Below are 24,585 nucleotides of genomic sequence, written 5' to 3'. Positions count from 1 at the left end.
GTATTGCCTAAAGAATAAGGACTGTCAAAGGGTTCTCCCCTCTGACAGTCCTTTTTTTAGAGTATCAGCAGATTCAGAATGAGCAGCGGCGCGAGCAGTATCAGGCTTATCCACGTAAAAGTAAGCAGATACAGCCCTGCCCGCGCAGTCGTGGTCTTGCGGTAGAACTGGAATGAGATAAGGCTCGCGAGCGAGGCGATTATGGTGCCGAGCCCGCCGATGTCGACGCCGAGCAGGAGCTCCGTGCCCTTGTCGGTGAAGCCTGCGAGCATTACCGCCGCGGGGACGTTGCTGATGACCTGCGAGAGCAGGAGCGAGATGACGAGCTCATTGCCGTCGAGGATACCGCGGAAGAAGTCGTTGACCGCACCAATGCGCGAGATATTGCCGACGAACACGAAGAAGCAGACAAATGTCGCAAGCAGAGCGTAGTCCGCCTTGAGGAGGAGCTTATAGTCAAAAATGAGAGCAGCCGCGACCGCCGCGATAAGGCACGCCCAATCGGGTAGGACGCGGAACACAGTCAGCAGACAGGCAGCGAACAGCACGCTGTAGCCGATAATGGGAGCGGCTCTGAACGCCGTCTTTTTCTCTGCGGGAGCCTCACACTTCTCAGCGGGAATGATGAACGTGAGCAGCACCAGCACCGCAAGGCTGACGATACCCGACGGCAGCATAGTGCGTACAAAGTCCATAGCCGTGAGCTTGTACTCGTCGTAGATGTAGAGGTTCTGCGGGTTGCCTACGGGAGTGAGCATACTTCCGAGATTGGCAGCGGCGGTCTCGAGGACTATCGCACGAATGCGGAGCCTTTCGTCCTTGGCAGCCCCGAAGATCATCAGACTTAGCGGCACGAAGGTGATGAGCGCCACATCGTTCGTGACGAGCATGGAAGAGAAGAAGCACAGCAGCACGAGCACGAGCGTGATACGCCGAGCCGTCCCCGCCTTTTTGAGCATGATATCGGACGCCCTGTCGAAGATGCCGACGCTGCGGAAACCCGCTACTGCTATCATGAGAGCGAACAGCTCGATGAGCACGGTTCGGTTTATATAGTCGGCGTACCCGCTGTCGGGCGGTACGAAGAACATGGTGACGACAGCCGCGATGAAAGCGATGACGAGCACAGGCTGCGACTTTACGAATTTAAGCATTGGAACTCCTTTTATGAAAACAGCCGACAGACAGTCGGCTGCTTTTAAGGCAATACCGCACAAAGCTTGTGCTGTGTTGCCTTAATATTCTGCATTTTGGGATTACTTTTTCACAGCTCTACTAATAGCCTTGACTATCTCGACTATCGGAACGATAGCGGCAGCGATGAGGAAGGCGTACAGGTACTCCATGGGAGCGAGCTTGGTAAGCGAGAACACGCTGCGGAAGACGGGAACAAAGAGTATCGGGATAATGAGCACGAACGAGAAGAGTATCGAGAGGAGGAGCATCTTGTTATGGCTGTGCATAGCAAAGATGGACTTTTCAAGGCTGCGCATATTCCATGAGTGGAGCATCTCACACACAGAGAGAGTGATGAACGCCATAGTTGTGCCCGCCTCGGGTGAGGACTGTGCGCCGATGACATAGGAAACGAGTGTGAGGACAGCGATAACGAATCCCTGCCAGAGGAGGTTCACCCCGAGCCCGTCGGAGAAGATGTGTGCGTTGCTGCTTCTGGGCTTGCGGTCCATGATACCTGGTTCAGCGGACTCCATACCGAGCGCAACAGCGGGGAAGCAGTCGGAGATGAGGTTTATCCACAGGAGGTGAACAGGTCCGAAGATGGTGAACGCGCCGCCCGTGAGCTTACCGAGACCGAGAGTCGCAACGAGAATGCAGATGACCTCGGCGAGGTTGCTCGAGAGCAGGAACTGTATAGCCTTGCGGATATTGTCGTAGATACGTCTGCCCTCCTCGACAGCTCCGACGATAGTGGCGAAGTTGTCATCGGTGAGCACCATATCGGCGACGTTCTTGGTTACATCGGTACCCGTGATACCCATACCTACGCCGATATCGGCGCTCTTGATAGACGGAGCGTCGTTGACGCCGTCGCCCGTCATGGCAGTGGTCATATTCTTCTTGCGCCAAGCGTTTACGATGCGCACCTTGTGCTCGGGCTGAACACGCGCATAAACGCTGTAGTTCTGAACTGTGCTGTTGAACTCGTCATCGGGTATCTTCGAGAGCTCAGCGCCCGTGATAGCCTTCTGCCCCTCGCCGAGGATACCGAGCTCCTTAGCGATAGCAACAGCGGTGTCGCGGTGGTCGCCCGTAATCATTACAGGACGTATGCCCGCGGACTGACAGAGTGCGATAGCGGGCTTGACTTCGGGACGAACAGGGTCTATCATACCCGTCATGCCGATGTAGATGAGGTCATGCTCGAGAGCGGCAGGGGAGCAGTCCTGCGGGAGACTGTCGTACTCGCGGTAGGAAGCCATGAGCACGCGGAGCGCCTTGTCCGCCATAGCCTTGTTTTCGGAGAGGATGTTCTCGCGGTCGTGCTCATCCATATCGCGGACAACGCCGCCGTCGAATATCTTGGTACAGTTGCCGAGCACAACGTCGGGAGCGCCCTTAGTGTACTGAACGTAGCCTTTTTCGGTCTTGTGGACGGTAGACATCATCTTGCGGAGCGAATCAAACGGAGCCTCCGCCTCACGTGGGGTCTCAGCCTCGAGCTGATACTTTTTGAGCCCGTTCTTGTTAGCGTATGCGACGAGTGCAGCCTCGGTAGGCTCGCCTGTAACGGTATCGTCGGTATTGAGCTGAGCGTCGCAGCAGAGCGCCATAGCGCGTGCGAGCAGGAGCTTGTCGCTTGTGGACTCCTCAACAACGGTCATCTTGTTCTGAGTGAGAGTACCCGTCTTATCCGAGCAGATGACCTGCGCACAGCCGAGCGCCTCAACAGCGGTGAGGCGGCGGATAACAGCTCCTCGCTTGGACATATTGGTAACGCCTATGGAAAGCACGACTGTGACAACAGCCGCGAGACCCTCGGGGATAGCGGCAACAGCGAGGCTGACGGCTATCATGAAGGAGTTGAGGAAGTCGGGGAGAGTGATAGTGCCGTTCTTAACGAGCATCTGTATCACGCTGATTATAAGGATTATCACGCATATCAGCAGTACAGCCACAGAGAGTACCTTACTGAGCTGAGTGAGGCTCTTCTGGAGGGGAGTCTCATCGTCGTCAGCATTAGCGATAGCACCTGCTATCTTACCCATTTCGGTGTCCATGCCCGTAGCGACAACGACGGCTTCGGCTCGTCCGTAGGCGACACTGCTGCCCATGTAGAGCATATTCTTTCTGTCGCCGAGCGGCACATCTTCACCCGTGAGGACGTCGCTGCACTTGTCGCAGGGAACGCTCTCGCCCGTAAGCGCGGATTCTTCGGCCTTGAGAGCGGCAGCCTCGAGGATACGGCAGTCAGCGGGGACATTGTCGCCTGCTTCGAGGGCGATGACGTCGCCGACAACGAGGTCGGAGCTCGGTATAACTACGAGCTCGCCCGAACGGAAGACCTTGCTCTGAGCAGCGCTCATAGCCTGAAGGGCTTCGATAGCGGACTCGGCTTTATTTTCCTGATATACTCCGAGTACAGCATTGGCAATTACAACAAACAGTATAATGAATACATCAGCTTCGAGCTTGCCCTCGGAGATAATGCCTGTTATCGCGGAAATCGCGGCAGCAGCGATGAGCACGAGTATCATCGGGTTCTTGAACTGCTCGATGAAACGTGCGAGGAGAGTGGGTTTCGGAGGCTCGTCGAGCTTGTTCTGACCGTTTTCGGCGAGGCGTTTAGCGGCTTCGTCAGCAGTCAGACCATGCGAGGAGCTTTTGACTTCTGAGAGGACTGAGTCGGTGGATTCAAGATAATGTTTCATATTTTTCCCCTTTCACAAGAAAAAACTATTTTCTCAAAACAGTGTAATTATAACATATTTTTATCCGAAATGCAAGATTTGAGAAAAAATTATTGGGGAGCGGAAAGTTTTTGCGTGCAGCGTCTGCTCATTTACCGCTGTGAAGTGTTAAAGAGTTCGGGAGGCATAAAAATAGTTGTATTTTTACCTGAAAAATGCAGTTTTTGAGTGAAAAAAGCGGTGTCAGAGCGGAATGTTCCACGTGGAACATTAGTTCTTTTAAAGCTGCAAAGCGCTAAAGCAATGCTCACTGTGCGTCCGCGCCTGACAAACCGTCCACCCGACACCACTTGCAGGGAACACCTCCATGTTCTTCAAAAATTTATCCATGATTATCCACTATCTCCTATTCGTTCATTTCAACACTTTTTAAGCTGCCCACCCAATCATAATTCTCCATATCATGGAACCTTCCTGTCGGTCCATTAACTGAATCTGTTTTCTCAAACGATTCAATATCAGGAAGAATATAAACAGCGGAACCAATATTTTCAAACTCACATTTTTCAAGCTCAGATTTATAATTCTTAAGTTCTTCCCTTGCATCCTGCAATGAAATGTGTCCCGGAGAAACAAAAACAACAAAATAGCAGGCTTCTCCTGTTTTCAAAAAATCCTCAGCGGTTGCATCCGTAGGAAAAGATTCAGGCAAGCAATGGCGATAATTGCTGAAATCCACAAACACCTTACACTCTCCAAAGCTTTTTTCTGCGATATCATGCACATAAGCTTCGATATCGTTTTGCAGATAATATTTCATATAATTATCTTCAAAATTGTACTTCCCATCAACTTTTTCCGCCCATGCTTTAATTCCCTCATCAGGGAATCTTTCACTGCGAAAATAAACGGAAAATAAATTCGGATTGTTTCCCTCGGTGGTAAGCTGATTGGAAGAGACCGTGAAATTGTCATCTGGGTAGCGATTGCTCAGGTAATCTAACAATACCGCTTCATAGTCTACCCGTTTCATACTACATCCCGTACACAACAGCATTCCCGTCATTACTGCTGCCATTATTATTGTTATCAGCTTTTTAATGGCACACCCTCCGTTCGTGATCCTTTACCCATATTATAACGAAATGTGAGGGAAGAGTAAAGGTTATTATTATCACTTTATCTGTTACATTTATCATTTTTTGCGGTAACAGCCACAGGACGGTGTTCAGGCGGGGCAGGGGGTATAGCCTGCGGCGATAATGTGTAAAAGGTGATAGGAATATGAACTTTTTGCTGTGCGGTTGCATTTTACTTGAAAATATGCTATAATATAGTTCAACCGCGGGCTTTAACAGCACAAACTGCGGAAAAACAGGCAAATACCGATACCAAAGGGATTAGGTGAAAAATGGAACAGACAAGAAAAAGCGATAAAAATACAGACAACGGCAACATCTTCTACGCCGTGGCTATGCGCGGTCTCGTGGCATTTCCGAAAATGGTCATGCATTTCGACGTCGCACGCCAGAAATCCGTGGATTCGATAGAAATGGCTCTCAAAGAGGGCGGCAAGCTCTTCCTTGTAACTCAGCATGAGACTTATGTCGAAAATCCCAAGGCTACCGATGTGTACAAAGTCGGCGTGGTCGCGGAGATAAAGCAGGTGCTCAAGCTCCCAGACAATATCATGAAAGTCCTCGTTGAGGGCGTTTACAAGGCAAGCCTGATACGTCTCATAGACGACGGCGAAACGCTGAAGGCGGAAGTCAAGCGTATGCCCACATATTCGCGGGCAAAGGTCGACGAGGTCGAGACGGAGGCTCTCATGCGCTCCGTGAAGGACGTCTTCGAGCGCTATTCCCAGTACTTCCCGAAGATGCCGAAGGAGCTCCTTACGTCCGTGATGACACAGGACGACCCCTACAAGCTCTTTGAGGCGGTCACGTTCAACTGCAACCTCAACTACCGCGATAAGCAGACGCTCCTCGAGGAGACAAATATCCTCAACAAGCTGTCGGTGCTCTTTGCGTGCCTGTCCTCGGAGGTGGAGATACTCGAGCTCGAGAACCTCATCAACGAACAGACCAAGAACAGCATAGACAAGGGACAGAAGGAATACTACCTCCGCGAGCAGATGAGGATAATCCAGGAACAGCTCGGCGAGGACGACGGCGACGAGGTCTTCGAGTATATCAACGACATCTACAGCCTTAAACTCGACAAGAAGAATACCGAAAAGCTCCTGAAAGAGGCGGATAAGCTCGGCAAGCTCCCGCCGTCGTCACAGGAGGCGTTCGTCATCAAGAACTACCTCGACACCGTGCTCGACCTGCCGTGGAACAAGTACACAAAGGCAAAGATATCCATGGACAAGGCCGAGGATATCCTCGAAAAGGACCACTACGGGCTCAAAAAGGTCAAGGAGCGCATTCTCGAGTTCCTTGCCGTGCATATGCTCAACCCCGAGATAAAGGGACAGATAATCTGCCTTGCGGGACCTCCCGGAATAGGCAAGACCTCCATTGCCAAGTCTATAGCCAAGGCTATGGGACGCAAGTACGCGAGAGTTTCTCTCGGCGGCGTGCGCGATGAGGCTGATATAAGAGGTCACAGAAAGACCTACGTAGGCGCTATGCCCGGACGTATCATAACTGCTCTCCAGCAGGCAGGCTCGGCAAATCCGCTGATACTCTTTGACGAGATAGACAAGCTTTGCAGCGATATCAAGGGCGACCCGTCGTCCGCGATGCTCGAAGTGCTCGACAGCGAGCAGAACAACGCCTTCCGCGACCACTTCATCGAAGTGCCGTTCGACCTGAGCAAGTGCGTGTTCATCACCACCGCCAATAACGTCTCCGCGATACCTGCGCCTCTCCTCGACCGTATGGAGCTGATAGAGCTCCCGAGCTATACAGCGGAGGAGAAGTTCCACATCGCAAAGGAGCACCTTGTTCCCAAGCAGCTCAAGGAGCACGGTCTGAAGGGCACTCAGCTCAAAATAGAGGACGCTGCGATACACGACATCATACAGTATTACACCAAGGAAGCGGGTGTGCGTACCCTTGAAAGGTCCATCGCTTCGCTTTGCAGAAAGGCTGCCAAGAAGATAGCATCGGGCGACGCCAAGCGCGTGACCGTCAAGGCTAAGGAGCTTCAGGACTGGCTCGGTGTGAAGAAGTATCTGCCCGACCTCCTCTCCCAGAAGGATCAGGTCGGTGTGGTCAACGGGCTTGCGTGGACGAGCGTCGGAGGAGTGCTGATGCCGCTCGAGGTCATCGTGCTCAAAGGCACGGGCAAGATAGAGGTGACGGGCTCGCTCGGCGACGTCATGAAGGAGAGCGCGAAGATAGCGGTCAGCTACGTGAGAAGTGTTGCCGACAAGTACGGCATAGACCCCGATTTCTACAAGAACAACGACATTCACATACACGCTCCCGAGGGTGCTGTCCCCAAGGACGGTCCTTCCGCGGGAGTTACGATGACTACTGCGCTCGTTTCGGCGCTGTCGGGTATGCCCGTGAGAGCCGATGTGGCTATGACAGGCGAGATAACCCTCCACGGAAGAGTGCTCCCGATAGGCGGTCTGCGCGAGAAGACCATGGCGGCTTACAAGGCTGAGATAGGCACGGTGATAATCCCCGTCGCAAACAAGCCCGACCTCGAGGAGGTAGACGATGTCGTCAAGAACGCCATTGAGTTCGTATACGCGGACGACCTCGCGAAGGTGCTCGATACGGCGCTTATAAAGCAGCCTGTCAAGCGCAGGCGCGGCAGACCTGCAAAGAACGCGTCTGCGGCTGTGGCAAACTGACACGAAAAGGAGGATGACCGTGAAGCTCAACTACAACAAAGCGGAATTTGTCGCCGCGTACGGGAAGTTCTCCCAGATACCAGCTCCCGAGCGCATGGAGATTGCGTTTGCGGGACATTCAAACGTGGGAAAATCCACGCTCATAAACAAGCTCTTTAACCGTAAGAACCTCGCGAGAGTCAGCTCGGTCCCCGGCAAGACGGCGACTATCAACTTCTACGGGCTGGAAAATATCTATTTTGTGGACCTCCCCGGCTACGGATACGCGAAGGTCGCGAAGTCCGAAAAGGAACGCTGGTCGGGGCTCATCGAGGGTTACCTCGGCTCTGACCGCGATATACGGCTGGTATTCATGCTTGTGGATATGCGCCACGCTCCCACCAAGGACGACGTGGACATGATAAACTACCTGATAGATACCGAAATGCCGTTCGTCATCGTCCTCACCAAGGCGGACAAGCTCAAAAAGTCCGAGCGTGAGAAGCGCATGGAAGCTTTCAGGGATGAGATACCGTGCTTTGACGATATACACTGCGTACCGTTCTCGTCCATGACTTTCGAGGGCGTGGACGAGCTTCGGCAGATAGTCGAGGACGTGACCGGGGACTGATATGTAGGGGACGGTGTCCCCGATACCACCTGCGCGGAGGTATCCACCGTTTTGAATCAATTACGGCGCGAAACCAAAAGTTTCGCTCAAGCCTTTTCAAAGGCTTGCGGGTCGAGGGCAGAGCCCCGCAGGTTCCAAGGGCAGCGCCCTTGGTGGGTTCTAAGGGCAAAGCCCTTAGTCGCCGTCTATGGCGGCGAAACACTCTCATTATTAAGCAAAAGCCGCTCTTCGCAAACAATCCAGTGAATTGTTTGCGAACACGATATCTGCTGTTTCTGAAATAATAATACAAGCGGTATTGTTATTTTGCGCGGAATAATTCCGCGGACATAGCAACTGAGAACTTCCGCAAGGGGAGGCTCTCTCTTGCAGAGCCTCCCCTCTTTCAAAACAGTCCACTGGACTGTTTTGAAATTCATCCCCTTGCAGAGCGCACTCCGTCGTGGGGCGCTGCCCCACACCCTGCAAGGGCTCTGCCCTTGACCTGCCAAGGGACACAGTCCCTTGGAACCCGATGTTCGCGCTTAAGTTTATTCAATGCGGAAGATTTCTCCGCGCCCCTTACTTATGAAAGGAATGATAGATATGTTCGTATCGGAAAATCTTGGCGTCAATGCTAAGGGACACCTGACCATAGACGGAGCTGACACAATAGAACTCGCCCAGCAGTACGGAACTCCGCTCTACGTTATGGACGAAAACCTCATCCGCGAAAACCTCCGCCGCTTCCACGACAGCATGAACAAGTTCTACGAGGGCAGGGGAGAAGTCCACTTCGCAAGCAAGGCTTTCTCCTGCATGGAGATGTGCCGCATCGTCGCAAGCGAGGGCGACGGTCTCGACGCTGTCTCCATAGGCGAGCTCTACACAGCCGTAAAGGCGGGCTTCCCCATGGAAAAGGTCGGATTCCACGGCAATAACAAGTCCGACGAGGAGCTCAGATACTGCCTCGAGGTCGGCGTCGGTCACATAATCGTCGACAATATCCCCGAGCTTCACAGGCTTGAGGCTATCGCCAAGGATATGGGCAAAAAGCCCCATATCATGTTCCGCATCAAGCCCGGTATCGAGGCTCACACCCACGAAAAGGTGCTCACCGGTCAGATAGACAGCAAGTTCGGCTTCGCGCTCGAAACGGGCGAGGCGTTCGAGGCTGTGAAAGAGGCTGTTTCCTGCGGGAATGTCGTGTTTTACGGCGTTCACTGCCACATCGGCTCGCAGATCTTCGACATCGAGCCATTTGAAGAGGCGGCTAAGACTATGCTCGGCTTCATCGCGAAGGTCAAGAACGAGCTCGGCTACGAGATAAAAGGGCTCAACCTCGGCGGCGGCTTCGGTATCAAGTACCTCACCGAGCACGACCCCGAGCCGTTTGAGAAGTTCATCGAGCGCGTTTCAGCCGTAGTCAAGGCTCAGTGTGCGGAGCTCGGCATAGCTCAGCCGAGAATGTATATCGAGCCCGGCCGCGCTATCGTCGGCTCGGCGGGTATCACACTGTATAAGGTCGGTGCGCGCAAGGTCATTCCCGACATTCGTACATATATCTCAGTGGACGGAGGTATGCCCGATAATCCGCGCTATATCCTCTATCAGTCCGAGTATGAGGCGGTCGTTGCAAATAAAGCCGATCAGCCGCGCGATGAGAAGGTCACTATCGCGGGAAGATGCTGCGAGAGCGGCGACCTCATCGGCGAGAATATGCCCTTGCAGCACGCTGAATCGGGCGATATCATCGCTGTTCTCGCTACGGGGGCGTATAACTTCTCCATGGCGATGACCTATAACAGGCTCCAGCGCCCTGCCGTTGTCTTTGTTAAGGACGGTGAGGCTCGTATCGGCGTACGCCGTGAGTCGCTCGACGATATCATCAGGAACGATGTCTGAGCACCTCGATGTGCTGCTTGCATTCGCGATAATTGCTCTGATGTGTTTCCTGCTGTTAAAGATGCACAGGTTTGACAAGCACATGGACGATGTTCGGGAAAACGGGCAGTTTGCTCCGATGGTGTTCCATCAGGAGCCATCTTACACGAAATACAGGCGCGAACGCCGCAGAATGGACAAATATGGCTTGATTGGCGGTATCATCTTCGTGCTGGTGGTGTATTCGGTGCTTCGTATGAACGGAACGATAGGCAGTATTTTCTGATAACAAAGGGTGGATATGAGGCTGCTCTCCTTAGCGGAAAAAAATGGGCTACCGAGCCGTAAAGTAACGGCTCATATTTGGTAACCTGCGATCCGCCAGAGGGGGCTCCCCTTCGTCCGCCCTTTTGGTTTTGATACGGGAGAATACGACTGGCGATTAGCAGTTGCTAACTATATGTGTTTACTCCCTTGTTTAATTCTTGACAAACTTTGTGAAAAGTAGTAAAATGTATATATATATGTTTGAAAGGACTGATATCTATGGGTTCAACTCTTACCGAAAAGATATTAAAGGCTCACCTCGTCGACGGCGAGTACGTAAAAGGACAGGAAATAGGCATTCGCATCGATCAGACCCTCACTCAGGACGCTACGGGTACTATGGCTTACCTCGAGTTCGAGGCTATCGGTGTTCCGCGCGTTAAGACCGAGCGCTCGGTCGCTTATATCGACCACAATACGCTCCAGAACGGCTTCGAGAACGCTGATGACCACCGCTTCATCGGCAGTGTTGCCAAGAAGCACGGCATCTATTTCTCGCGCCCCGGCAACGGTATCTGCCACCAGGTCCACCTCGAGAGATTCGGTGTTCCCGGCAAGACCCTCATCGGCTCTGACTCCCATACCCCCACAGGCGGCGGTATCGGTATGATAGCTATCGGTGCGGGCGGTCTCGATGTCGCTGTTGCTATGGGCGGCGGTGCTTACTACATAACCTGCCCCAAGGTGGTAAAAGTGAACCTCACAGGCAAGCTCAGTCCGTGGGTGTCTGCAAAGGACGTTATCCTCGAAGTGCTCAGACGTCTCTCCGTTAAGGGCGGCGTCGGCAAGGTCATCGAGTACGTCGGTGAGGGCGTTAAGACGCTCTCTGTCCCCGAGCGTGCCACTATCACAAACATGGGCGCCGAGCTCGGTGCTACGACCTCTATCTTCCCCTCCGACGAGGTGACTAAGCAGTTCCTCAAGGCTCAGAAGCGTGAGGAGGTCTGGACTCCGCTCGCAGCCGACCCCGACGCAGTTTACGACGAGGAGCTCGATATCGACCTCAGCAAGCTCGTTCCTCTTGCCGCTTGTCCGCATTCTCCCGATAACGTCAAGAGCGTTGAGGAGATCGGAAAGCTCAAGATAGACCAGGTCTGCATCGGATCATGTACGAATTCTTCTCTCCTCGATATGCTCAAGGTCGCTCATATACTCAAGGGCAAGACCGTTCACCCCGATGTTTCGCTCGCTATCGCTCCAGGCTCAAAGCAGGTGCTCAATATGATGGCTCAGAACGGTGCCCTCGCTACTCTTATCGACGCGGGTGCGCGTATTCTTGAGTCGGCTTGCGGTCCGTGCATCGGCATGGGACAGTCGCCTAACTCAAAGGGTATCTCGCTCCGTACTTTCAACAGAAACTTCGAGGGACGCTCGGGAACCAAGGACGGTCAGATCTACCTCGTTTCGCCTGAAATGGCGGCGGCTTCCGCTCTGACAGGCTTCCTCACCGACCCGCGTGAGCTCGGCGATATGCCCGATTTCAAGCTCCCCGAGGAGTTCACTATCAACGACAATATGATCGTTCCGCCCGCTCCCGCTGAGGAAATGGACAGCGTGGAGATACTCCGCGGACCCAACATAAAGCCCTACCCCGAGACAGCTCCGCTCCTCGAGACTATCGACGCGCCTGTTTCACTCAAGGTCGGCGACAACATCACTACCGACCACATCATGCCCGCAGGTGCGAAGATACTTCCTCTGCGCTCGAATATCCCGAAAATAAGCCAGTTCTGCTTCGCTGTCTGCGATGAGCAGTTCCCCGAGAGAGCTAAGTCCCTCGGCAAGAGCATCATCGTCGGAGGCTCCAACTACGGTCAGGGCTCGTCGCGTGAGCACGCGGCTCTCGCTCCGCTCTACCTCGGAGTCAAGGCTGTGCTCGTTAAGTCGTTTGCACGTATCCATCGTGCAAACCTTATCAACGCCGGCATTCTCCCGCTCACTTTCGTGAATGAGGCTGACTATGACAAGATAAATCAGGGCGATCAGCTCGTTCTCGCTGACGTGAGAAAGGCTGTTGCCGACGGCAGGAGCGAACTCACTGTCGTAAATAAGACCAATGGTGCCGAGATACCCGTTCTCTGCGAGCTTTCGGGTCGTACTAAGGATATCATGCTCGCGGGCGGTCTGCTCGACTATACAAGAGAGTCGATGAAGTAATGGACGGTGCGGGTACTGTTCAAGGCGGAAAAAGAGAGTTCGGGCTGACAGGCTCGGGATTGAAATATATCGCGATACTCGCAATGCTGTGTGACCATATCGCGGTACTGCTTGTTCCTTCCGATCTGCTGATATACGGTATAATGCGCTTTTTCGGCCGTATCACGGCTCCTGTGATGTGCTTCTTTATCTCTGAGGGCTATCACCATACGCGGGATCTCAAAAAGTATTTTCTGAGGCTCGGCATCTTCGCCTTCATCTCGCATTTTGCTTTCACCTATGCCTGCAACGGGACGATGTTCGTCATCGCGAAGGAAAGCGTCATAACGACGCTCCTGCTCTCGCTGCTGGCTGTGCATATCGTCAATACCGACAGAGTGGACAAGGCGATGAAGCTGCCTATGCTGCTCGCGGTGCTGTATTTCGCGTCGTTCTGCGACTGGGGCATGACAGGAGTGCTGTTCGTGCTTGCGTTTGAGTTTGCGCGGGGGAATAAGAGCGTTCAGGTGCTCGCTTACTTCGCGGTCGCTTTTGTGAGGGTGATACTGCCGCTCATATTGGACGCTGCAAACGATATTTCGGTCTTTACGGCTAAGTGGTATGTGCTCGGACTTGCCTTGCCTGTGGGTGTGATAATGCTGTATAACGGCGAAAGAGGCGGCGGTAAGCTCAGAAAGCTGTCGAAATGGTTCTTTTATGTTTTTTACCCCGCACATCTGTTTGTGCTCGGTCTTATCAAGTATAAGTTATAAGTGTTTCGGTGACGGCAGCCGCGGGAGGTGCAGCTATGAGAGGAATGGTAGTTTTTCTGGTGTTTCTGTTCGTGCTCATGTTCCTCGCATGGTGTCTCAATGTCTATCGGCATATCCGTGCGGGAGGCTGGAAGGGCTTCGCTGCCGCGGTCGATATCATCGGGGCACTCATTATCGCGGGGATGACTGTGGCGGTCGCTCTGCCGCTTCTGAAATGATATGAAGACTACTCTTAAAGGATGGAAAAGATATCAGCCGGGCTGCATATACGCGGCGATAATGTCTATGGTCGCATGGCTGCTTGTACTGATGTTTTTCGGTTCATATCTGCCCGAACTGGTCAACGGCATAAGTGCTGTTTTTCTGGTTGCTGCGGTGATAGTGGTATATTTTCTGTTCAGCCTTGTCGGGAAGAAGCTGCATGACCTTACACAACGGTTTTACGAGCGTTTCAACCTCACCTCGAACCATTCGGAGATGCTCGCCGACTTCACCGAGATAGGCTCTATGTTCGCGGTACTCGCAGTGTTTTTCGCTGTTGTGGCGGTTTATGAGAAAAATAGGTGATACTGAGAGGAGAATGATATGCTTCTATCCGAAACTCTTATGTTTCGGCTGAGACATCGCCACTGGACGGCTAAGGACTTCGCGATACTCGGCTGTGCTATGGTGCTGTATGTCGTGCTGAGACTGACTCTGCCGAAAATCATCAAAAATGTCGACGACAAACTCATCGACAAGATATCCTTCGGCGCGGCTATCGTCGCGATGCTCGCACTTATGTTTGTAACATGACCCGCTTTTGCGGTAAATATTTTTTTGGAGGTCTGAACCAATGGCTAAAATTACTATGAAAACTCCTCTCGTCGAAATGGACGGCGACGAGATGACACGTATCCTCTGGCAGTGGATAAAGGAAACTCTCCTTGAACCCTATGTGGAGCTCAATACCGAGTACTACGACCTCGGGCTCAAGCACCGCGAGGAGACCAAGGACCAGGTCACTCTCGATTCCGCGGAGGCTACAAAGAAGTACGGCGTGGCTGTCAAGTGCGCGACTATCACTCCCAATGCGGCAAGAATGCCCGAGTATAACCTCACGCAGATGTGGAAGTCGCCTAACGGTACTATCCGTGCGGCTCTCGACGGTACGGTGTTCCGTACACCTATTATCGTGAAGGGCATCGAGCCCTATATCCCTACGTGGACAAAGCCTATCACTATCGCTCGTCACGCTTACGGCGACGTTTACAAGAATACCGAGATGCGCGTTGCTAAGGGCTCTAAGGCTGAGCTCGTTGTCACCGATGAGAACGGCAACGAGACTCGCGAGCTCATCCACGATTTTACAAAGTGCGACGGTATCATCCAGGGTCTTCATAACCTCGACGATTCTATCGCGGGCTTCGCAAGAGCCTGCCTCAACTACGGTCTCGACCTCAAGCAGGACGTGTGGTTCGCTTCCAAGGACACTATCTCCAAGAAGTACGACCACCGCTTCAAGGACATCTTCCAGGAGATATATGACAATGAGTACAAGGAGAAGTATGAGGCGGCAGGCATCGAATACTTCTATACCCTCATCGACGACGCCGTTGCCCGCGTTATCCGCTCTAACGGCGGCTATATCTGGGCTTGCAAGAACTATGACGGCGATGTTATGTCCGATATGGTATCGACTGCTTACGGTTCGCTCGCGATGATGACTTCCGTGCTCGTTTCTCCCGACGGTATATATGAGTATGAGGCTGCTCACGGAACTGTTCAGCGCCACTACTACAAGTACCTCAAGGGCGAGGAGACCTCCACAAACTCCGTTGCTACCATATTCGCATGGAGCGGCGCTCTCCGCAAGAGAGGCGAGCTCGACGGGACTCCCGAGCTCTGCGACTTCGCGGACAAGCTCGAGAAGGCTACTATCAAGACCATTGAGGACGGCGTTATGACAGGCGACCTCTTCCTCATCTCTAAGCTTGATAACAAGCGTAAGGTGGATTCAAAGACTTTCCTTGACGAAATTAAAGTCAGACTTGACAGCTTGATGTAATTGGCGGTTTTCCGCATAGATTGTGAGGCTTATTTTTAAAATGGCAAAAAGCGCTATCTCTAATTCGGTTATCAGACGTCTGCCGCGGTATTACCGCTTCCTCGGCGACCTTGAGGCGAACGGCTATGTTCGTATCTCCTCTCGCGAGCTCGCGGAGAAAATGGGGCTCACTGCCTCGCAGATACGTCAGGATTTCAATTGCTTCGGCGAGTTCGGTCAGCAGGGTTACGGCTACAATGTGACGGGACTCAAAGCCGAGATAGGCAAGATCCTCGGTCTCGACAAGCAGACTCCGATGATACTTCTCGGAGCAGGCAACCTCGGACGTGCTCTTGCCTCCCATATCGACTTCCGCAACAGGGGCTTCGACCTCATCGGCATTTTTGACGCTAATCCTCAGCTTGTCGGCAAGAGAATAGGCGAGCTCACCGTTATGAGCGTTGCCGATATCGAGGGCTTTTGCAGGGAGCATAAGCCCGAGGCGGCTATCCTCTGCATCCCCCGCGAGGCCGCGGAGAAGGAGGTCGAGCGCCTTATCAGCTACGGCATACGCGCGTTCTGGAATTTCACGCACTATGACCTGCGCGTCACTCACAAGGACGTTGCGGTTGAGAACGTTCACCTCGGCGACAGCCTGACTACGCTCTCATACTGCATCAATACGTCGGACGAATAGTATCAGGTGCAGGGTTTTCCCTGCATTCTGTGTTTTGGTAATGTTTGGAAAATGTGATTTTTTTGTCAATCTCGCAGCTGCGACATATCGGAATGGTTATGCTGCTATGCCGTTGAGTTATGACTGAGAATGGGCGGACTGCGGTCGGGAATGAGAGCCTTTGTCTATCATTTTCCTGCGAGTGTGCCGCTGTGGTATGTGCATTGCGCACGGAACTGCCTGACTGTGACAAAATATATTATGCAGTTTTGCCGCGCGAAAAATATGTTGCAGCATATTCTGGAATATATAAACATATGTCACGCCGACAGAACAGATAAACATTGTTAATATTATATCAATATCCGTATATCGCTATGCTGAATCCGCTCTTGAATTCGCGGGATATCGCTGATATACTTATTATTAGAATAATTATTACTTCGGAAAAGGGAGAGTTCAACTATGGATTATCGTATCGAACATGACTCTATGGGCGAGGTCAAAGTGCCCGCTGACAAGTACTGGGCGGCTCAGACCGAGAGAAGCCACGAGAATTTCCTCATCGGCGTCGGTATCGAGACTATGCCGCGCGAAATCACCCACGCTTTCGGTATCCTCAAAAAAGCTGCCGCTGTCGCCAATCATGCCGTTAAGCCCGAAAAGATGACCGACGAGAAGCTCAGCGCCATTTCTCAGGCGTGCGACGAGGTCATCAGCGGTGCTCTCAACGACCACTTCCCGCTCGTTGTATGGCAGACGGGAAGCGGTACGCAGTCCAATATGAACGCGAATGAGGTCATCGCCAACAGAGGTAATGAAATAGCGGGCAGCAAGCTCCTCCACCCCAACGATGACATCAATATGAGCCAGTCCTCAAACGATACTTTCCCTACGGCTATGCATATCGCCGCGGTCATCGCTCTCGAGGATAAGCTCGTGCCCGCGATAGATACCCTCGTCGAGACTTTCAAGCGCCTCGAAGCCGAGAATGAGGGCATTGTAAAGAGCGGACGCACCCACCTTCAGGACGCTACTCCTATCAAGTTCTCGCAGGAGATAAGCGGCTGGAGAGCTTCCCTCGAAAAGGACAGGAAGATGATACTTTCTTCGTGTGAGGAGCTCAAGGAGCTCGCGCTCGGCGGTACTGCCGTGGGTACGGGACTTAATGCTCCTGCGGGCTTCGCTGAGAAGTCCGCTGAGGCTATCAGCGAGCTCACGGGAAAGAAGTTTGTGACTGCTCCCAATAAGTTCCACTCGCTCACTTCCAAGGACGAGATCGTCTTTGCACACGGTGCGCTCAAGGCTCTCGCCGCCGATATGATGAAGATCGCCAACGACGTCCGCTGGCTCGCCTCGGGTCCGAGAGACGGTCTCGGTGAGATATTCATCCCCGAGAATGAGCCCGGCTCTTCTATCATGCCCGGCAAGGTCAATCCCACTCAGTGCGAGCAGGTAACTATGGTCGCGGTACAGGTCATGGGCAACGATGTCGCTGTAGGTATGGCGGCTTCACAGGGCAACTTCGAGCTCAATGTGTTCATGCCCGTATGCGCGTACAACTTCCTCCAGTCGGCAAGACTGCTCGCTGAGTCGATACTCAGCTTCAACAAGAACTGCGCGGTCGGCATAAAGGCGAATAAGGAGAAGATGCACCACAACCTCCACAACTCGCTCATGCTCGTGACGGCACTCAATCCCTATATCGGCTACGAGAATGCCGCCAAGACCGCAAAGAAGGCGTTCAAGGACAATATCTCCCTCAAGGAAGCGTGCGTGGAGCTCGGATTCCTCACAGCGGAGAAGTTCGACGAGGTGTTCCACCCCGAGAAAATGGTCTGATACGTCCAAAGGACGTATCAGATAGTGAATAATGAATAGTGAATAATTGCGGTGTCCGCTTGCGCGGACGAATCTGAAATGATTTGTAGGGGCGAGTTCCGCTCGCCCGCAATTGCCGTCAATGGCTGTCGGGCGCACGGAATGCGCCCCTACAGAATGCTTTTCGGAATAACGTATCCCAATTATGAATTATGCATTACGCATTAGAAAGGAATGTGCTATGGAAACATTTACATATTACCCAGGCTGTACGCTCCGCACTAAGGCGAAAGACCTCGATGCCTATGCCCGTGCCTCCGCAGAGGCGCTCGGTATAGCTCTCGAAGAGCCCGCCGACTGGCAGTGCTGCGGCGGCGCTTATACTACAGCCAAGGACGAGATAGCTACAAAGCTCTCTGCGGTGAGAGTGCTCAACTCCGCTAAGGAGGCGGGGCAGCCCCTCATCACGGTCTGCTCCGCGTGCCACAACGTCATAAAACAGACCGAATACGATATTTCCCGCGACGAGGAAATGGCGGCTAAGGTCAACAACTACCTCGGTCTCGCTGAGCCCTATACGGGCGGTACCAAGGTCTATCACTACCTCGAGATGCTCCGCGATGTTGTGGGCTTCGACAAGCTCAAAGAGAAGGTAGTGAACCCGTTCACGGGCAGAAAGATAGCCGCGTATTACGGCTGTCTGCTCCTCAGACCCGCAAAGGCTCTCGCGATGGACGACCCCGAGAATCCTACCATCATCGAGGACTTTATCCGCGCGATAGGCGGTACTCCCGTCATCTACGCGCAGAGAAACGAGTGCTGCGGCGGCTACATCACCATGGAGGACAAGGCGCAGGCTCGGAAGAGAAGCGGCGCTGTTATGGGCTCCGCTGAGGATATGGGCGCGGAAATGGTCATCACTGCCTGTCCGCTCTGCCTGTACAACCTTAAAAAGAATTCGGGCTCAGACCTGCCCGTTTACTACTTTACCGAGCTTCTCGCCGAGGCTCTCGGCTTAAAGGAGGCAAGCAATGAATAAGAACCTAAAGGAACAGGTGCTCCGTTCGAGCGGAGTCAATGTGCTCAAATGTATGCGCTGCGGTAAGTGCTCCGCGACCTGCCCCTCCTACGATGAAATGGAATATCATCCGCATCAGTTCGTGTATATGGTCGAAAAAGGCGATATCGGGACGCTGATGAAGTCGGAGTCGATATACAAGTGCCTGACCTGCTTCGCCTGCGTCGACAGGTGTCCGCGCGGTGTTGAGCCCGCAAGAGTGGTCGAGGCTGTGCGCCTTGCGGCTGTCCGTCAGCAGGGCGGGAACCGCCTCGAGCCTTCCGATATCCCCGCATTGCTCGACGATGACCTCCCTCAGCAGGCTATCGTGACCGCTATGCGAAAGTACGCTAAGTAAGGAGGAGACTGCGCTATGCAGAGAATAGGTGTTTTTGTCTGTCACTGCGGTACCAATATCGCCGCTACGGTAGACGTTAAGGCTGTTGCGGAGGCTCTCGGTCATGAGCCAGGAGTAGTCATCTCTCAGGACTACCAGTATATGTGCTCGGAGTCGGGTCAGGAGCTCGTCAAGAACGCTATCAGGGAGCAGAAACTCACGGGCGTCGTTATCTGCTCATGCTCGCCCCGTATGCATGAGAATACGTTCAGAAAGGCGGCGGCTTCCGCAGGTCTGAACCCGTATCTCGTTGAAATCGCCAACATCCGCGAGCAGTGCTCGTGGATACACAAGGATATCGCTACTGCTACCGAGAAGGCTATTATCCTCGGCAGAACGGCTGTTGCGAAGGTCGCACTCAATACGCCGCTCACCTCTATGGAGAGCCCAGTCGTTAAGCGCGCTCTCGTCATCGGAGGCGGTATCGCGGGCATTCAGACGGCTCTCGACATCGCGGAGGCGGGCTTCGACGTCGATATCGTTGAAAAGCAGCCCACTATCGGCGGCAAGATGGCTCAGATAGACAAGACTTTCCCCACGCTCGACTGCGCCGCTTGTATACTTACGCCGAAAATGGTCGAGGCTTCGCAGAATGAGCACATCACGATACACTCTTTCAGCGAGGTCGCGGACGTGAAGGGCTTCGTCGGAAACTTCACAGTCAAGATCAAGAAAAAGGCTCGTTACGTTGACGAGACAAAGTGTACGGGCTGCGGTCTTTGTACAGAGAAGTGCCCGATGAAAAAGGTGCCTAACGAGTTCAATATGGGACTCGATAACCGCTCCGCTATATATATACCGTTCGCGCAGGCTGTTCCCAAGGTCGCGACAATTGACCCCAACTACTGCATGATGATGAAGTCGGGCAAGTGCGGCGTGTGCTCGAAGGTCTGCTCCGTTGGCGCTATCGACTACAAGCAGCAGGATTCCTTCATCGAGCAGCAGTACGGTGCTATCGTCGTTGCTACGGGCTTCAACCCCATAAAGCTCGACAAGTACGACGAGTTCGCGTACAATCAGTGCCCCGATGTTGTTACTTCGCTCGAGCTGGAGAGGCTCATGAATGCGGCAGGCCCCAACGGCGGCACGCTCTTGCGTCCGTCAGACAAGACCCACCCGCATACTATCGTGTTCGTGCAGTGCGTAGGCTCGCGCTGCGACGACGAGAAGGGCAAGCCCTACTGCTCGAAGATATGCTGTATGTATACCGCAAAGCACGCTATGCTCATACGTGAGAAGTACCCTGATACAGAAGTCTACGTATTCTACATCGACGTGCGTACCCCAGGCAAGAACTTCGATGAATTCTACCGCCGCGCCGTTGAGCAGTACAACGTTCACTACATCAAGGGTATGGTCGGAAAGGTCACGCCCAAGTCAGACGGTAAGATAGATGTTCAGGCGTCTGACCTGCTCGCGAATGAACAGCTCCACATCAACGCGGATATGGTCGTTCTCGCGGCTGCTATCGAGCCCGACAAGACTGCCCGTCCGCTCGCGACGATGCTCACCACTCAGATGGATACCAACGACTTCTTCACCGAGGCGCACCCCAAGCTCCGCCCTGTGGAGAGCGCTACTGCGGGTATCTTCCTCTCGGGTGCCTGTCAGGGACCGAAGGATATCCCCGAGACCGTCGCGCAGGCAAGTGCCGCTGCCGCTAAGGCTATCGGTCTGCTCTGCAAGAACAGCATAACCTGCAACCCGTGTGTTGCACACTCCGACGAGCTCATGTGCAACGGCTGCTCGTCCTGCGAAAAGGTGTGCCCCTACGGCGCTATCACTTATATCGAAAAGGAATTCAGAATGCCCGACCGCAGCACGAAGGTGCGCCGCGTGGCAAGCGTAAACCCTGCAGTTTGTCAGGGCTGCGGCGCTTGTACGGTCGCTTGTCCTTCGGGTGCTATGGACCTCAGCGGGTTCTCTAACAGTCAGATAATGGCGGAGGTAGACGCAATATGCAAGTAAATGAAAATTTTGAGCCTGTTATAGTCGCTTTCTGCTGCAACTGGTGTTCGTATGCGGGAGCTGACCTCTCGGGCACTAACAGACTGAATTATCCCACAAACGTTAAGATAATCCGCGTTCCATGCTCGTGCAGAGTGAACCCCATGTTCATTCTCCGCGCCTTCCAGAAGGGCGCTGACGGCGTTATCATCTGCGGCTGTCACCCCGGTGACTGCCACTACACCTCGGGCAACTACTTCACCCGCAGACGTATCACCCTGCTGTACAGTATGCTCGACTTCCTCGGCATAGAGCGCAACAGGACCCGCCTTGAATGGGTGTCCGCTGCCGAGGGCGCTAAGTTCGCGGCTACCATGCAGCAGTTCACCGAGGACGTCAGGGCGCTCGGACCTAACAGGAGATTGGAGGACTTACGATGCAGGAAGCAATGATAAAAAGAGCAAAGGAGCTCCTCGCGGACGGCAGCGTTGATCGCGTTATCGGCTGGAAGAGGGGAGAGTTCACGTATGATATCACTCCCGCTGTGTTCACAAGCGCCGAAGAGCTCGACAGGGATTTCGTCTGTGACGAATTCACCGCCGCGAACGTGTCGAAGTACCTCGTCAAGGAGACTCAGAAGGAGGGCAGGGTGCTCGCTTTCCTCAAGCCCTGCGACACCTACAGCTTCAATCAGCTCGTCAAGGAGCACCGCATCGACCGCGAGAAGGTCTATGTCATCGGCATTGAGGGCGGTCCCAAGCTCGACATCGAAAAGATAAAGGCAAAGGGCATTACAGGTATACTCAGTGTGAAGAATGAGGACTATACTCTGAAAATAGAGACTGTCTACGGCACTCAGACTATGCCGTTCTATGAGGCTGTGCTCGGCAAGTGCGCGTCCTGCAAGAGCAAGAAGCACGTCGTTTTCGACGAGCTCATCGGCGAGGACGGAGATGTGCTCGATTCCAACCGCTTTGAGATGGTGGAGAAGCTCGAGAATATGTCCGCTCAGGAGCGTTTCGACTTCTGGCGTGACCAGCTTTCCAAGTGCATACGCTGCAATGCGTGCAGGAATGTTTGTCCCGCCTGCACCTGCGAGAACTGCGTGTTCGACAACCCGAAGTCGGGTATCGACAACAAGGCTCCCGCTGACAGCTTCGAGGAGAATATGTTCCACATCATCCGCGCTTTCCACGTTGCGGGAAGATGTACCGACTGCGGCGAGTGCTCGCGCGTTTGTCCGCAGCATATTCCGCTCCACCTGCTCAACCGAAAGTTCATCAAGGATATAAACGAGCTCTACGGCGAGTATCAGGCGGGCGCCGATACTACTTCAAGAGCGCCTCTTACAGATTATACCAAGGACGACTGCGAGCCGTCTGTCGTTCACGAAAGGGGTGTTGAGTAATGCAGAAGATCTCAAAGGCAAGGCTCTATGAGCTGTTCGACGCCGTCGCTGCAAAGCAGGACCTCTATATCCCCACCGACCGTGAGGAGGGCGCTGCTGAGTATAAGAAGTACGAGAGCGGCATGAAGCTCACTAAGGAGCTCAATACCGTCCGCAGTGCCAAGGACTTCTTCTTCCCGCAGACCGAGAACCTCGCCGAATTCAGGCTCGAGGGCAAGAATATCGAGGTCAGGGACATACGTGAGGAGTGCGAGGATTTCGTCATCTTCGGTGTGCGCGCCTGCGACGCCAAGAGCTTCACTATCCTCGATAAGGTGTTCCTCTGCGAGCCCGTTGACTCCTTCTACAAGAACCGCCGCGACCACGGTACTGTCATTACTATGGCTTGTACACGTCCCGCCGAGACCTGCTTCTGCAAGACATTCGGCATTGACCCGACTGTCCCAGGCGGAGACGTTTCCTGCTTCGACGACGGCGAGAACATCTTCTTCCTCGCCAACACCGAGAAGGGGGAGAAGTTTGTCGAGTCCATTTCCTCATTCCTCGAGGACGGCGATACAGACAAGCTTATGGAAGTCCAGACAAGGGCAAGAGAGATAATGGGCAGGCTCCCGCTCGCGAAGCTCTCGACCGAGAATTTCGGCGGCGATAAGCTCAACGAATACTTCAATTCCGACAAGTGGGCGGAGCTCTCCGAGGCGTGTCTCGGCTGCGGCACCTGTACCTTCGTATGTCCCACCTGTCAGTGCTACGATATCAAGGACTTCAACACGGGGCACGGCATCAAGCGCTTCCGCTGCTGGGATTCGTGTATGTACTCCGACTTCACAAAGATGGCGCACGGAAATCCGCGTCTGACTCAGCTCGAACGCTTCCGTCAGCGCTTTATGCACAAGCTCGTGTACTTCCCCGCCAACAACGACGGCGAGTTCGGATGTGTGGGCTGCGGCAGATGTCTCGCAAAATGTCCCATTTCCATGAATATCGTCAAGGTAATGAAAGCATTGGAGGCTAAGTGATGAACAACGATACATTGATTCCGAAGATCGGCGTTGTTACCGATATCAGGCAGGATACCCCCGACGTCAAGACGTTCAGGGTGGTCGCTCCCGAGGGCGGCAAGGTCTTCGAGCATATGCCAGGTCAGTGCGCGATGCTCTCTATCCCCGGAGTGGGCGAGGCGATGTTCTCTATCACTTCATCTCCCACAAATAAGGAGTACATGGAGTTCAGCATAAAGAAGTGCGGCTGCCTTACCGAGTGGCTCCACGCTATGGAGGTCGGTCAGCAGATAACTATCCGCGGTCCGTACGGAAACGCTTTCCCCGTCGAGGGCGACCTCAGGGGCAAGGACCTCCTCTTTATCGCGGGCGGTATCGGTCTCGCGCCGCTCCGCTCCGTAATCAACTATGTCCGCGATAACCGCGCCAATTACGGCGATGTGCAGGTCATCTACGGCTCGCGCTCCAAGGACGACCTCGTGGACTATCAGGAGATAATCGACGAGTGGATGGCTGACCCGAATATAGAGGTCGACCTCACTATCGACAACCCGCAGGAGGGCTGGGACGGTCACGTCGGATTCGTTCCCAACTACGTCAAGGAGCTCGCTCCTTCCACAAGCAAGACCGTGCTCGTGTGCGGACCTCCGATAATGATAAAGTTCACGCTTGCGGGGCTCAAGGAGCTCGGCTTCACCGAGACGCAGGTCTATACCACTATGGAGCTGCGTATGAAGTGCGGCGTGGGCAAGTGCGGACGCTGCAATATCGGCAATAAGTACGTCTGCAAGGACGGTCCCGTTTTCCGTTTCGACCAGCTCGGTGAGCTGCCCGACGAGTATTGATAAGGAGAACTATTC

The 24,585-nt window shown here is 53.6% G+C and carries 22 protein-coding genes; 19 read left to right on the top strand and 3 right to left on the bottom strand.

Translation table 11 applies throughout. The features are described 5' to 3' along the window. Window positions 1–56: 56 nt before the first annotated feature. The 3 genes from BMX22_RS13195 to BMX22_RS13185 all read right to left on the bottom strand — a co-directional run bounded on the left by BMX22_RS13195 (window position 57) and on the right by BMX22_RS13185 (window position 4,902). A complete protein-coding gene (locus BMX22_RS13195; protein WP_074742892.1) occupies window positions 57–1,154 on the bottom strand; it encodes an SLC13 family permease in 1,098 nt (365 codons plus the stop codon). Between the two features lie 102 nt (window positions 1,155–1,256). Then, window positions 1,257–3,890 (bottom strand): cation-translocating P-type ATPase, encoded by a 2,634-nt coding sequence (locus BMX22_RS13190; protein ID WP_074742891.1) that lies wholly within the window; start codon window positions 3,888–3,890, stop codon window positions 1,257–1,259. A 385-nt stretch (window positions 3,891–4,275) separates the two neighbouring features. Next, window positions 4,276–4,902: a hypothetical protein gene (locus BMX22_RS13185; RefSeq protein WP_143055536.1), complete on the bottom strand. Its 627-nt coding sequence runs from the start codon at window positions 4,900–4,902 to the stop codon at window positions 4,276–4,278. Between the two features lie 378 nt (window positions 4,903–5,280). Here BMX22_RS13185 and lon point away from each other — a divergent pair, with 378 nt between their 5' ends. The 19 genes from lon to BMX22_RS13090 all read left to right on the top strand — a co-directional run bounded on the left by lon (window position 5,281) and on the right by BMX22_RS13090 (window position 24,570). After that, complete coding sequence (gene lon / locus BMX22_RS13180; RefSeq protein WP_074742889.1) at window positions 5,281–7,683, top strand: endopeptidase La; 2,403 nt, start codon at window positions 5,281–5,283, stop codon at window positions 7,681–7,683. Window positions 7,684–7,696: 13 nt separating this feature from the next. Beyond that, window positions 7,697–8,293: a ribosome biogenesis GTP-binding protein YihA/YsxC gene (gene yihA, locus BMX22_RS13175; protein ID WP_074742888.1), complete on the top strand. Its 597-nt coding sequence runs from the start codon at window positions 7,697–7,699 to the stop codon at window positions 8,291–8,293. 585 nt (window positions 8,294–8,878) lie between these two features. Then, the gene (gene lysA / locus BMX22_RS13170) at window positions 8,879–10,177 is read left to right on the top strand and encodes a diaminopimelate decarboxylase (RefSeq protein WP_074742887.1); all 1,299 of its coding nucleotides are present in this window, start codon (window positions 8,879–8,881) and stop codon (window positions 10,175–10,177) included. Continuing rightward, window positions 10,170–10,442 carry a hypothetical protein gene (locus tag BMX22_RS13165; RefSeq protein ID WP_074742886.1) on the top strand — a complete coding sequence of 91 codons (273 nt, stop codon included), beginning with the start codon at window positions 10,170–10,172 and terminating at the stop codon, window positions 10,440–10,442. The genes lysA and BMX22_RS13165 overlap by 8 nt, the downstream gene beginning before the upstream one ends. Before the next feature lie 260 nt (window positions 10,443–10,702). Continuing rightward, on the top strand, window positions 10,703–12,640 hold the full coding sequence (locus BMX22_RS13160; RefSeq protein WP_074742885.1) for an aconitate hydratase: 1,938 nt from the start codon (window positions 10,703–10,705) through the stop codon (window positions 12,638–12,640). Next, window positions 12,640–13,392, top strand: a complete 753-nt coding sequence (locus BMX22_RS13155) for a TraX family protein (protein ID WP_074742884.1) — start codon at window positions 12,640–12,642, stop codon at window positions 13,390–13,392. The genes BMX22_RS13160 and BMX22_RS13155 overlap by 1 nt, the downstream gene beginning before the upstream one ends. A gap of 35 nt (window positions 13,393–13,427) precedes the next feature. Continuing rightward, on the top strand, window positions 13,428–13,610 hold the full coding sequence (locus tag BMX22_RS13150) for a hypothetical protein (RefSeq protein ID WP_074742883.1): 183 nt from the start codon (window positions 13,428–13,430) through the stop codon (window positions 13,608–13,610). 1 nt (window position 13,611) lies between these two features. Beyond that, on the top strand, window positions 13,612–13,959 hold the full coding sequence (locus tag BMX22_RS13145) for a hypothetical protein (RefSeq protein WP_074742882.1): 348 nt from the start codon (window positions 13,612–13,614) through the stop codon (window positions 13,957–13,959). Between the two features lie 18 nt (window positions 13,960–13,977). Then, window positions 13,978–14,187, top strand: coding sequence for a hypothetical protein (locus BMX22_RS13140; protein ID WP_074742881.1), 210 nt, complete (start codon window positions 13,978–13,980; stop codon window positions 14,185–14,187). Between the two features lie 40 nt (window positions 14,188–14,227). Next, the gene (locus tag BMX22_RS13135) at window positions 14,228–15,439 is read left to right on the top strand and encodes an NADP-dependent isocitrate dehydrogenase (RefSeq protein ID WP_074742880.1); all 1,212 of its coding nucleotides are present in this window, start codon (window positions 14,228–14,230) and stop codon (window positions 15,437–15,439) included. A gap of 40 nt (window positions 15,440–15,479) precedes the next feature. Next, entirely contained in the window at window positions 15,480–16,115 is a 636-nt protein-coding gene (locus BMX22_RS13130; protein ID WP_074742879.1) for a redox-sensing transcriptional repressor Rex, read from the top strand. A 444-nt stretch (window positions 16,116–16,559) separates the two neighbouring features. Continuing rightward, the gene (gene fumC / locus BMX22_RS13125) at window positions 16,560–17,936 is read left to right on the top strand and encodes a class II fumarate hydratase (protein ID WP_074742878.1); all 1,377 of its coding nucleotides are present in this window, start codon (window positions 16,560–16,562) and stop codon (window positions 17,934–17,936) included. Between the two features lie 220 nt (window positions 17,937–18,156). Next, window positions 18,157–18,954 (top strand): CoB--CoM heterodisulfide reductase iron-sulfur subunit B family protein, encoded by a 798-nt coding sequence (locus BMX22_RS13120; RefSeq protein WP_074742877.1) that lies wholly within the window; start codon window positions 18,157–18,159, stop codon window positions 18,952–18,954. Beyond that, window positions 18,947–19,330 (top strand): 4Fe-4S dicluster domain-containing protein, encoded by a 384-nt coding sequence (locus BMX22_RS13115; RefSeq protein ID WP_074742876.1) that lies wholly within the window; start codon window positions 18,947–18,949, stop codon window positions 19,328–19,330. Before BMX22_RS13120 ends, BMX22_RS13115 begins: the two co-directional genes overlap by 8 nt. A 15-nt stretch (window positions 19,331–19,345) precedes the next feature. Next, the gene (locus BMX22_RS13110) at window positions 19,346–21,337 is read left to right on the top strand and encodes a CoB--CoM heterodisulfide reductase iron-sulfur subunit A family protein (protein ID WP_074742875.1); all 1,992 of its coding nucleotides are present in this window, start codon (window positions 19,346–19,348) and stop codon (window positions 21,335–21,337) included. Next, the gene (locus BMX22_RS13105) at window positions 21,328–21,768 is read left to right on the top strand and encodes a hydrogenase iron-sulfur subunit (RefSeq protein WP_074742874.1); all 441 of its coding nucleotides are present in this window, start codon (window positions 21,328–21,330) and stop codon (window positions 21,766–21,768) included. The genes BMX22_RS13110 and BMX22_RS13105 overlap by 10 nt, the downstream gene beginning before the upstream one ends. Continuing rightward, window positions 21,753–22,724: a 4Fe-4S dicluster domain-containing protein gene (locus tag BMX22_RS13100; RefSeq protein ID WP_074742873.1), complete on the top strand. Its 972-nt coding sequence runs from the start codon at window positions 21,753–21,755 to the stop codon at window positions 22,722–22,724. The genes BMX22_RS13105 and BMX22_RS13100 overlap by 16 nt, the downstream gene beginning before the upstream one ends. Next, a complete protein-coding gene (locus BMX22_RS13095) occupies window positions 22,724–23,743 on the top strand; it encodes a 4Fe-4S dicluster domain-containing protein (protein WP_074742872.1) in 1,020 nt (339 codons plus the stop codon). The genes BMX22_RS13100 and BMX22_RS13095 overlap by 1 nt, the downstream gene beginning before the upstream one ends. Continuing rightward, the gene (locus BMX22_RS13090) at window positions 23,743–24,570 is read left to right on the top strand and encodes an FAD/NAD(P)-binding protein (RefSeq protein WP_074742871.1); all 828 of its coding nucleotides are present in this window, start codon (window positions 23,743–23,745) and stop codon (window positions 24,568–24,570) included. Before BMX22_RS13095 ends, BMX22_RS13090 begins: the two co-directional genes overlap by 1 nt. Window positions 24,571–24,585 lie beyond the last annotated feature (15 nt).

The organism is Ruminococcus sp. YRD2003, from assembly GCA_900109435.1.
Classification (GTDB): Bacteria; Bacillota; Clostridia; order Oscillospirales; family Ruminococcaceae; genus Ruminococcus; species Ruminococcus flavefaciens_G.
The sequence above is the reverse complement of the archived record's forward strand: the minus strand, read 5'-3'. Positions and strand labels throughout refer to the sequence as shown.

Excerpts from the sequence above, each read along its gene's own strand:
- BMX22_RS13135 (WP_074742880.1), top strand. The coding sequence starts at position 14,228 with ATGGCTAAAATTACTATGAAAACTCCTCTCGTCGAAATGGACGGCGAC.
- BMX22_RS13160 (WP_074742885.1), top strand. The coding sequence starts at position 10,703 with ATGGGTTCAACTCTTACCGAAAAGATATTAAAGGCTCACCTCGTCGAC.
- BMX22_RS13165 (WP_074742886.1), top strand. The coding sequence starts at position 10,170 with ATGTCTGAGCACCTCGATGTGCTGCTTGCATTCGCGATAATTGCTCTG.
- fumC (WP_074742878.1), top strand. The coding sequence starts at position 16,560 with ATGGATTATCGTATCGAACATGACTCTATGGGCGAGGTCAAAGTGCCC.
- lon (WP_074742889.1), top strand. The coding sequence starts at position 5,281 with ATGGAACAGACAAGAAAAAGCGATAAAAATACAGACAACGGCAACATC.
- BMX22_RS13095 (WP_074742872.1), top strand. The coding sequence starts at position 22,724 with ATGCAGAAGATCTCAAAGGCAAGGCTCTATGAGCTGTTCGACGCCGTC.
- BMX22_RS13115 (WP_074742876.1), top strand. The coding sequence starts at position 18,947 with ATGAATAAGAACCTAAAGGAACAGGTGCTCCGTTCGAGCGGAGTCAAT.
- yihA (WP_074742888.1), top strand. The coding sequence starts at position 7,697 with ATGACCGTGAAGCTCAACTACAACAAAGCGGAATTTGTCGCCGCGTAC.
- BMX22_RS13190 (WP_074742891.1), bottom strand. The coding sequence starts at position 3,890 with ATGAAACATTATCTTGAATCCACCGACTCAGTCCTCTCAGAAGTCAAA.
- BMX22_RS13130 (WP_074742879.1), top strand. The coding sequence starts at position 15,480 with ATGGCAAAAAGCGCTATCTCTAATTCGGTTATCAGACGTCTGCCGCGG.
- BMX22_RS13150 (WP_074742883.1), top strand. The coding sequence starts at position 13,428 with ATGAGAGGAATGGTAGTTTTTCTGGTGTTTCTGTTCGTGCTCATGTTC.
- lysA (WP_074742887.1), top strand. The coding sequence starts at position 8,879 with ATGTTCGTATCGGAAAATCTTGGCGTCAATGCTAAGGGACACCTGACC.
- BMX22_RS13110 (WP_074742875.1), top strand. The coding sequence starts at position 19,346 with ATGCAGAGAATAGGTGTTTTTGTCTGTCACTGCGGTACCAATATCGCC.
- BMX22_RS13105 (WP_074742874.1), top strand. The coding sequence starts at position 21,328 with ATGCAAGTAAATGAAAATTTTGAGCCTGTTATAGTCGCTTTCTGCTGC.
- BMX22_RS13145 (WP_074742882.1), top strand. The coding sequence starts at position 13,612 with ATGAAGACTACTCTTAAAGGATGGAAAAGATATCAGCCGGGCTGCATA.
- BMX22_RS13090 (WP_074742871.1), top strand. The coding sequence starts at position 23,743 with ATGAACAACGATACATTGATTCCGAAGATCGGCGTTGTTACCGATATC.
- BMX22_RS13155 (WP_074742884.1), top strand. The coding sequence starts at position 12,640 with ATGGACGGTGCGGGTACTGTTCAAGGCGGAAAAAGAGAGTTCGGGCTG.
- BMX22_RS13195 (WP_074742892.1), bottom strand. The coding sequence starts at position 1,154 with ATGCTTAAATTCGTAAAGTCGCAGCCTGTGCTCGTCATCGCTTTCATC.
- BMX22_RS13140 (WP_074742881.1), top strand. The coding sequence starts at position 13,978 with ATGCTTCTATCCGAAACTCTTATGTTTCGGCTGAGACATCGCCACTGG.
- BMX22_RS13100 (WP_074742873.1), top strand. The coding sequence starts at position 21,753 with ATGCAGGAAGCAATGATAAAAAGAGCAAAGGAGCTCCTCGCGGACGGC.
- BMX22_RS13185 (WP_143055536.1), bottom strand. The coding sequence starts at position 4,902 with ATGAAACGGGTAGACTATGAAGCGGTATTGTTAGATTACCTGAGCAAT.
- BMX22_RS13120 (WP_074742877.1), top strand. The coding sequence starts at position 18,157 with ATGGAAACATTTACATATTACCCAGGCTGTACGCTCCGCACTAAGGCG.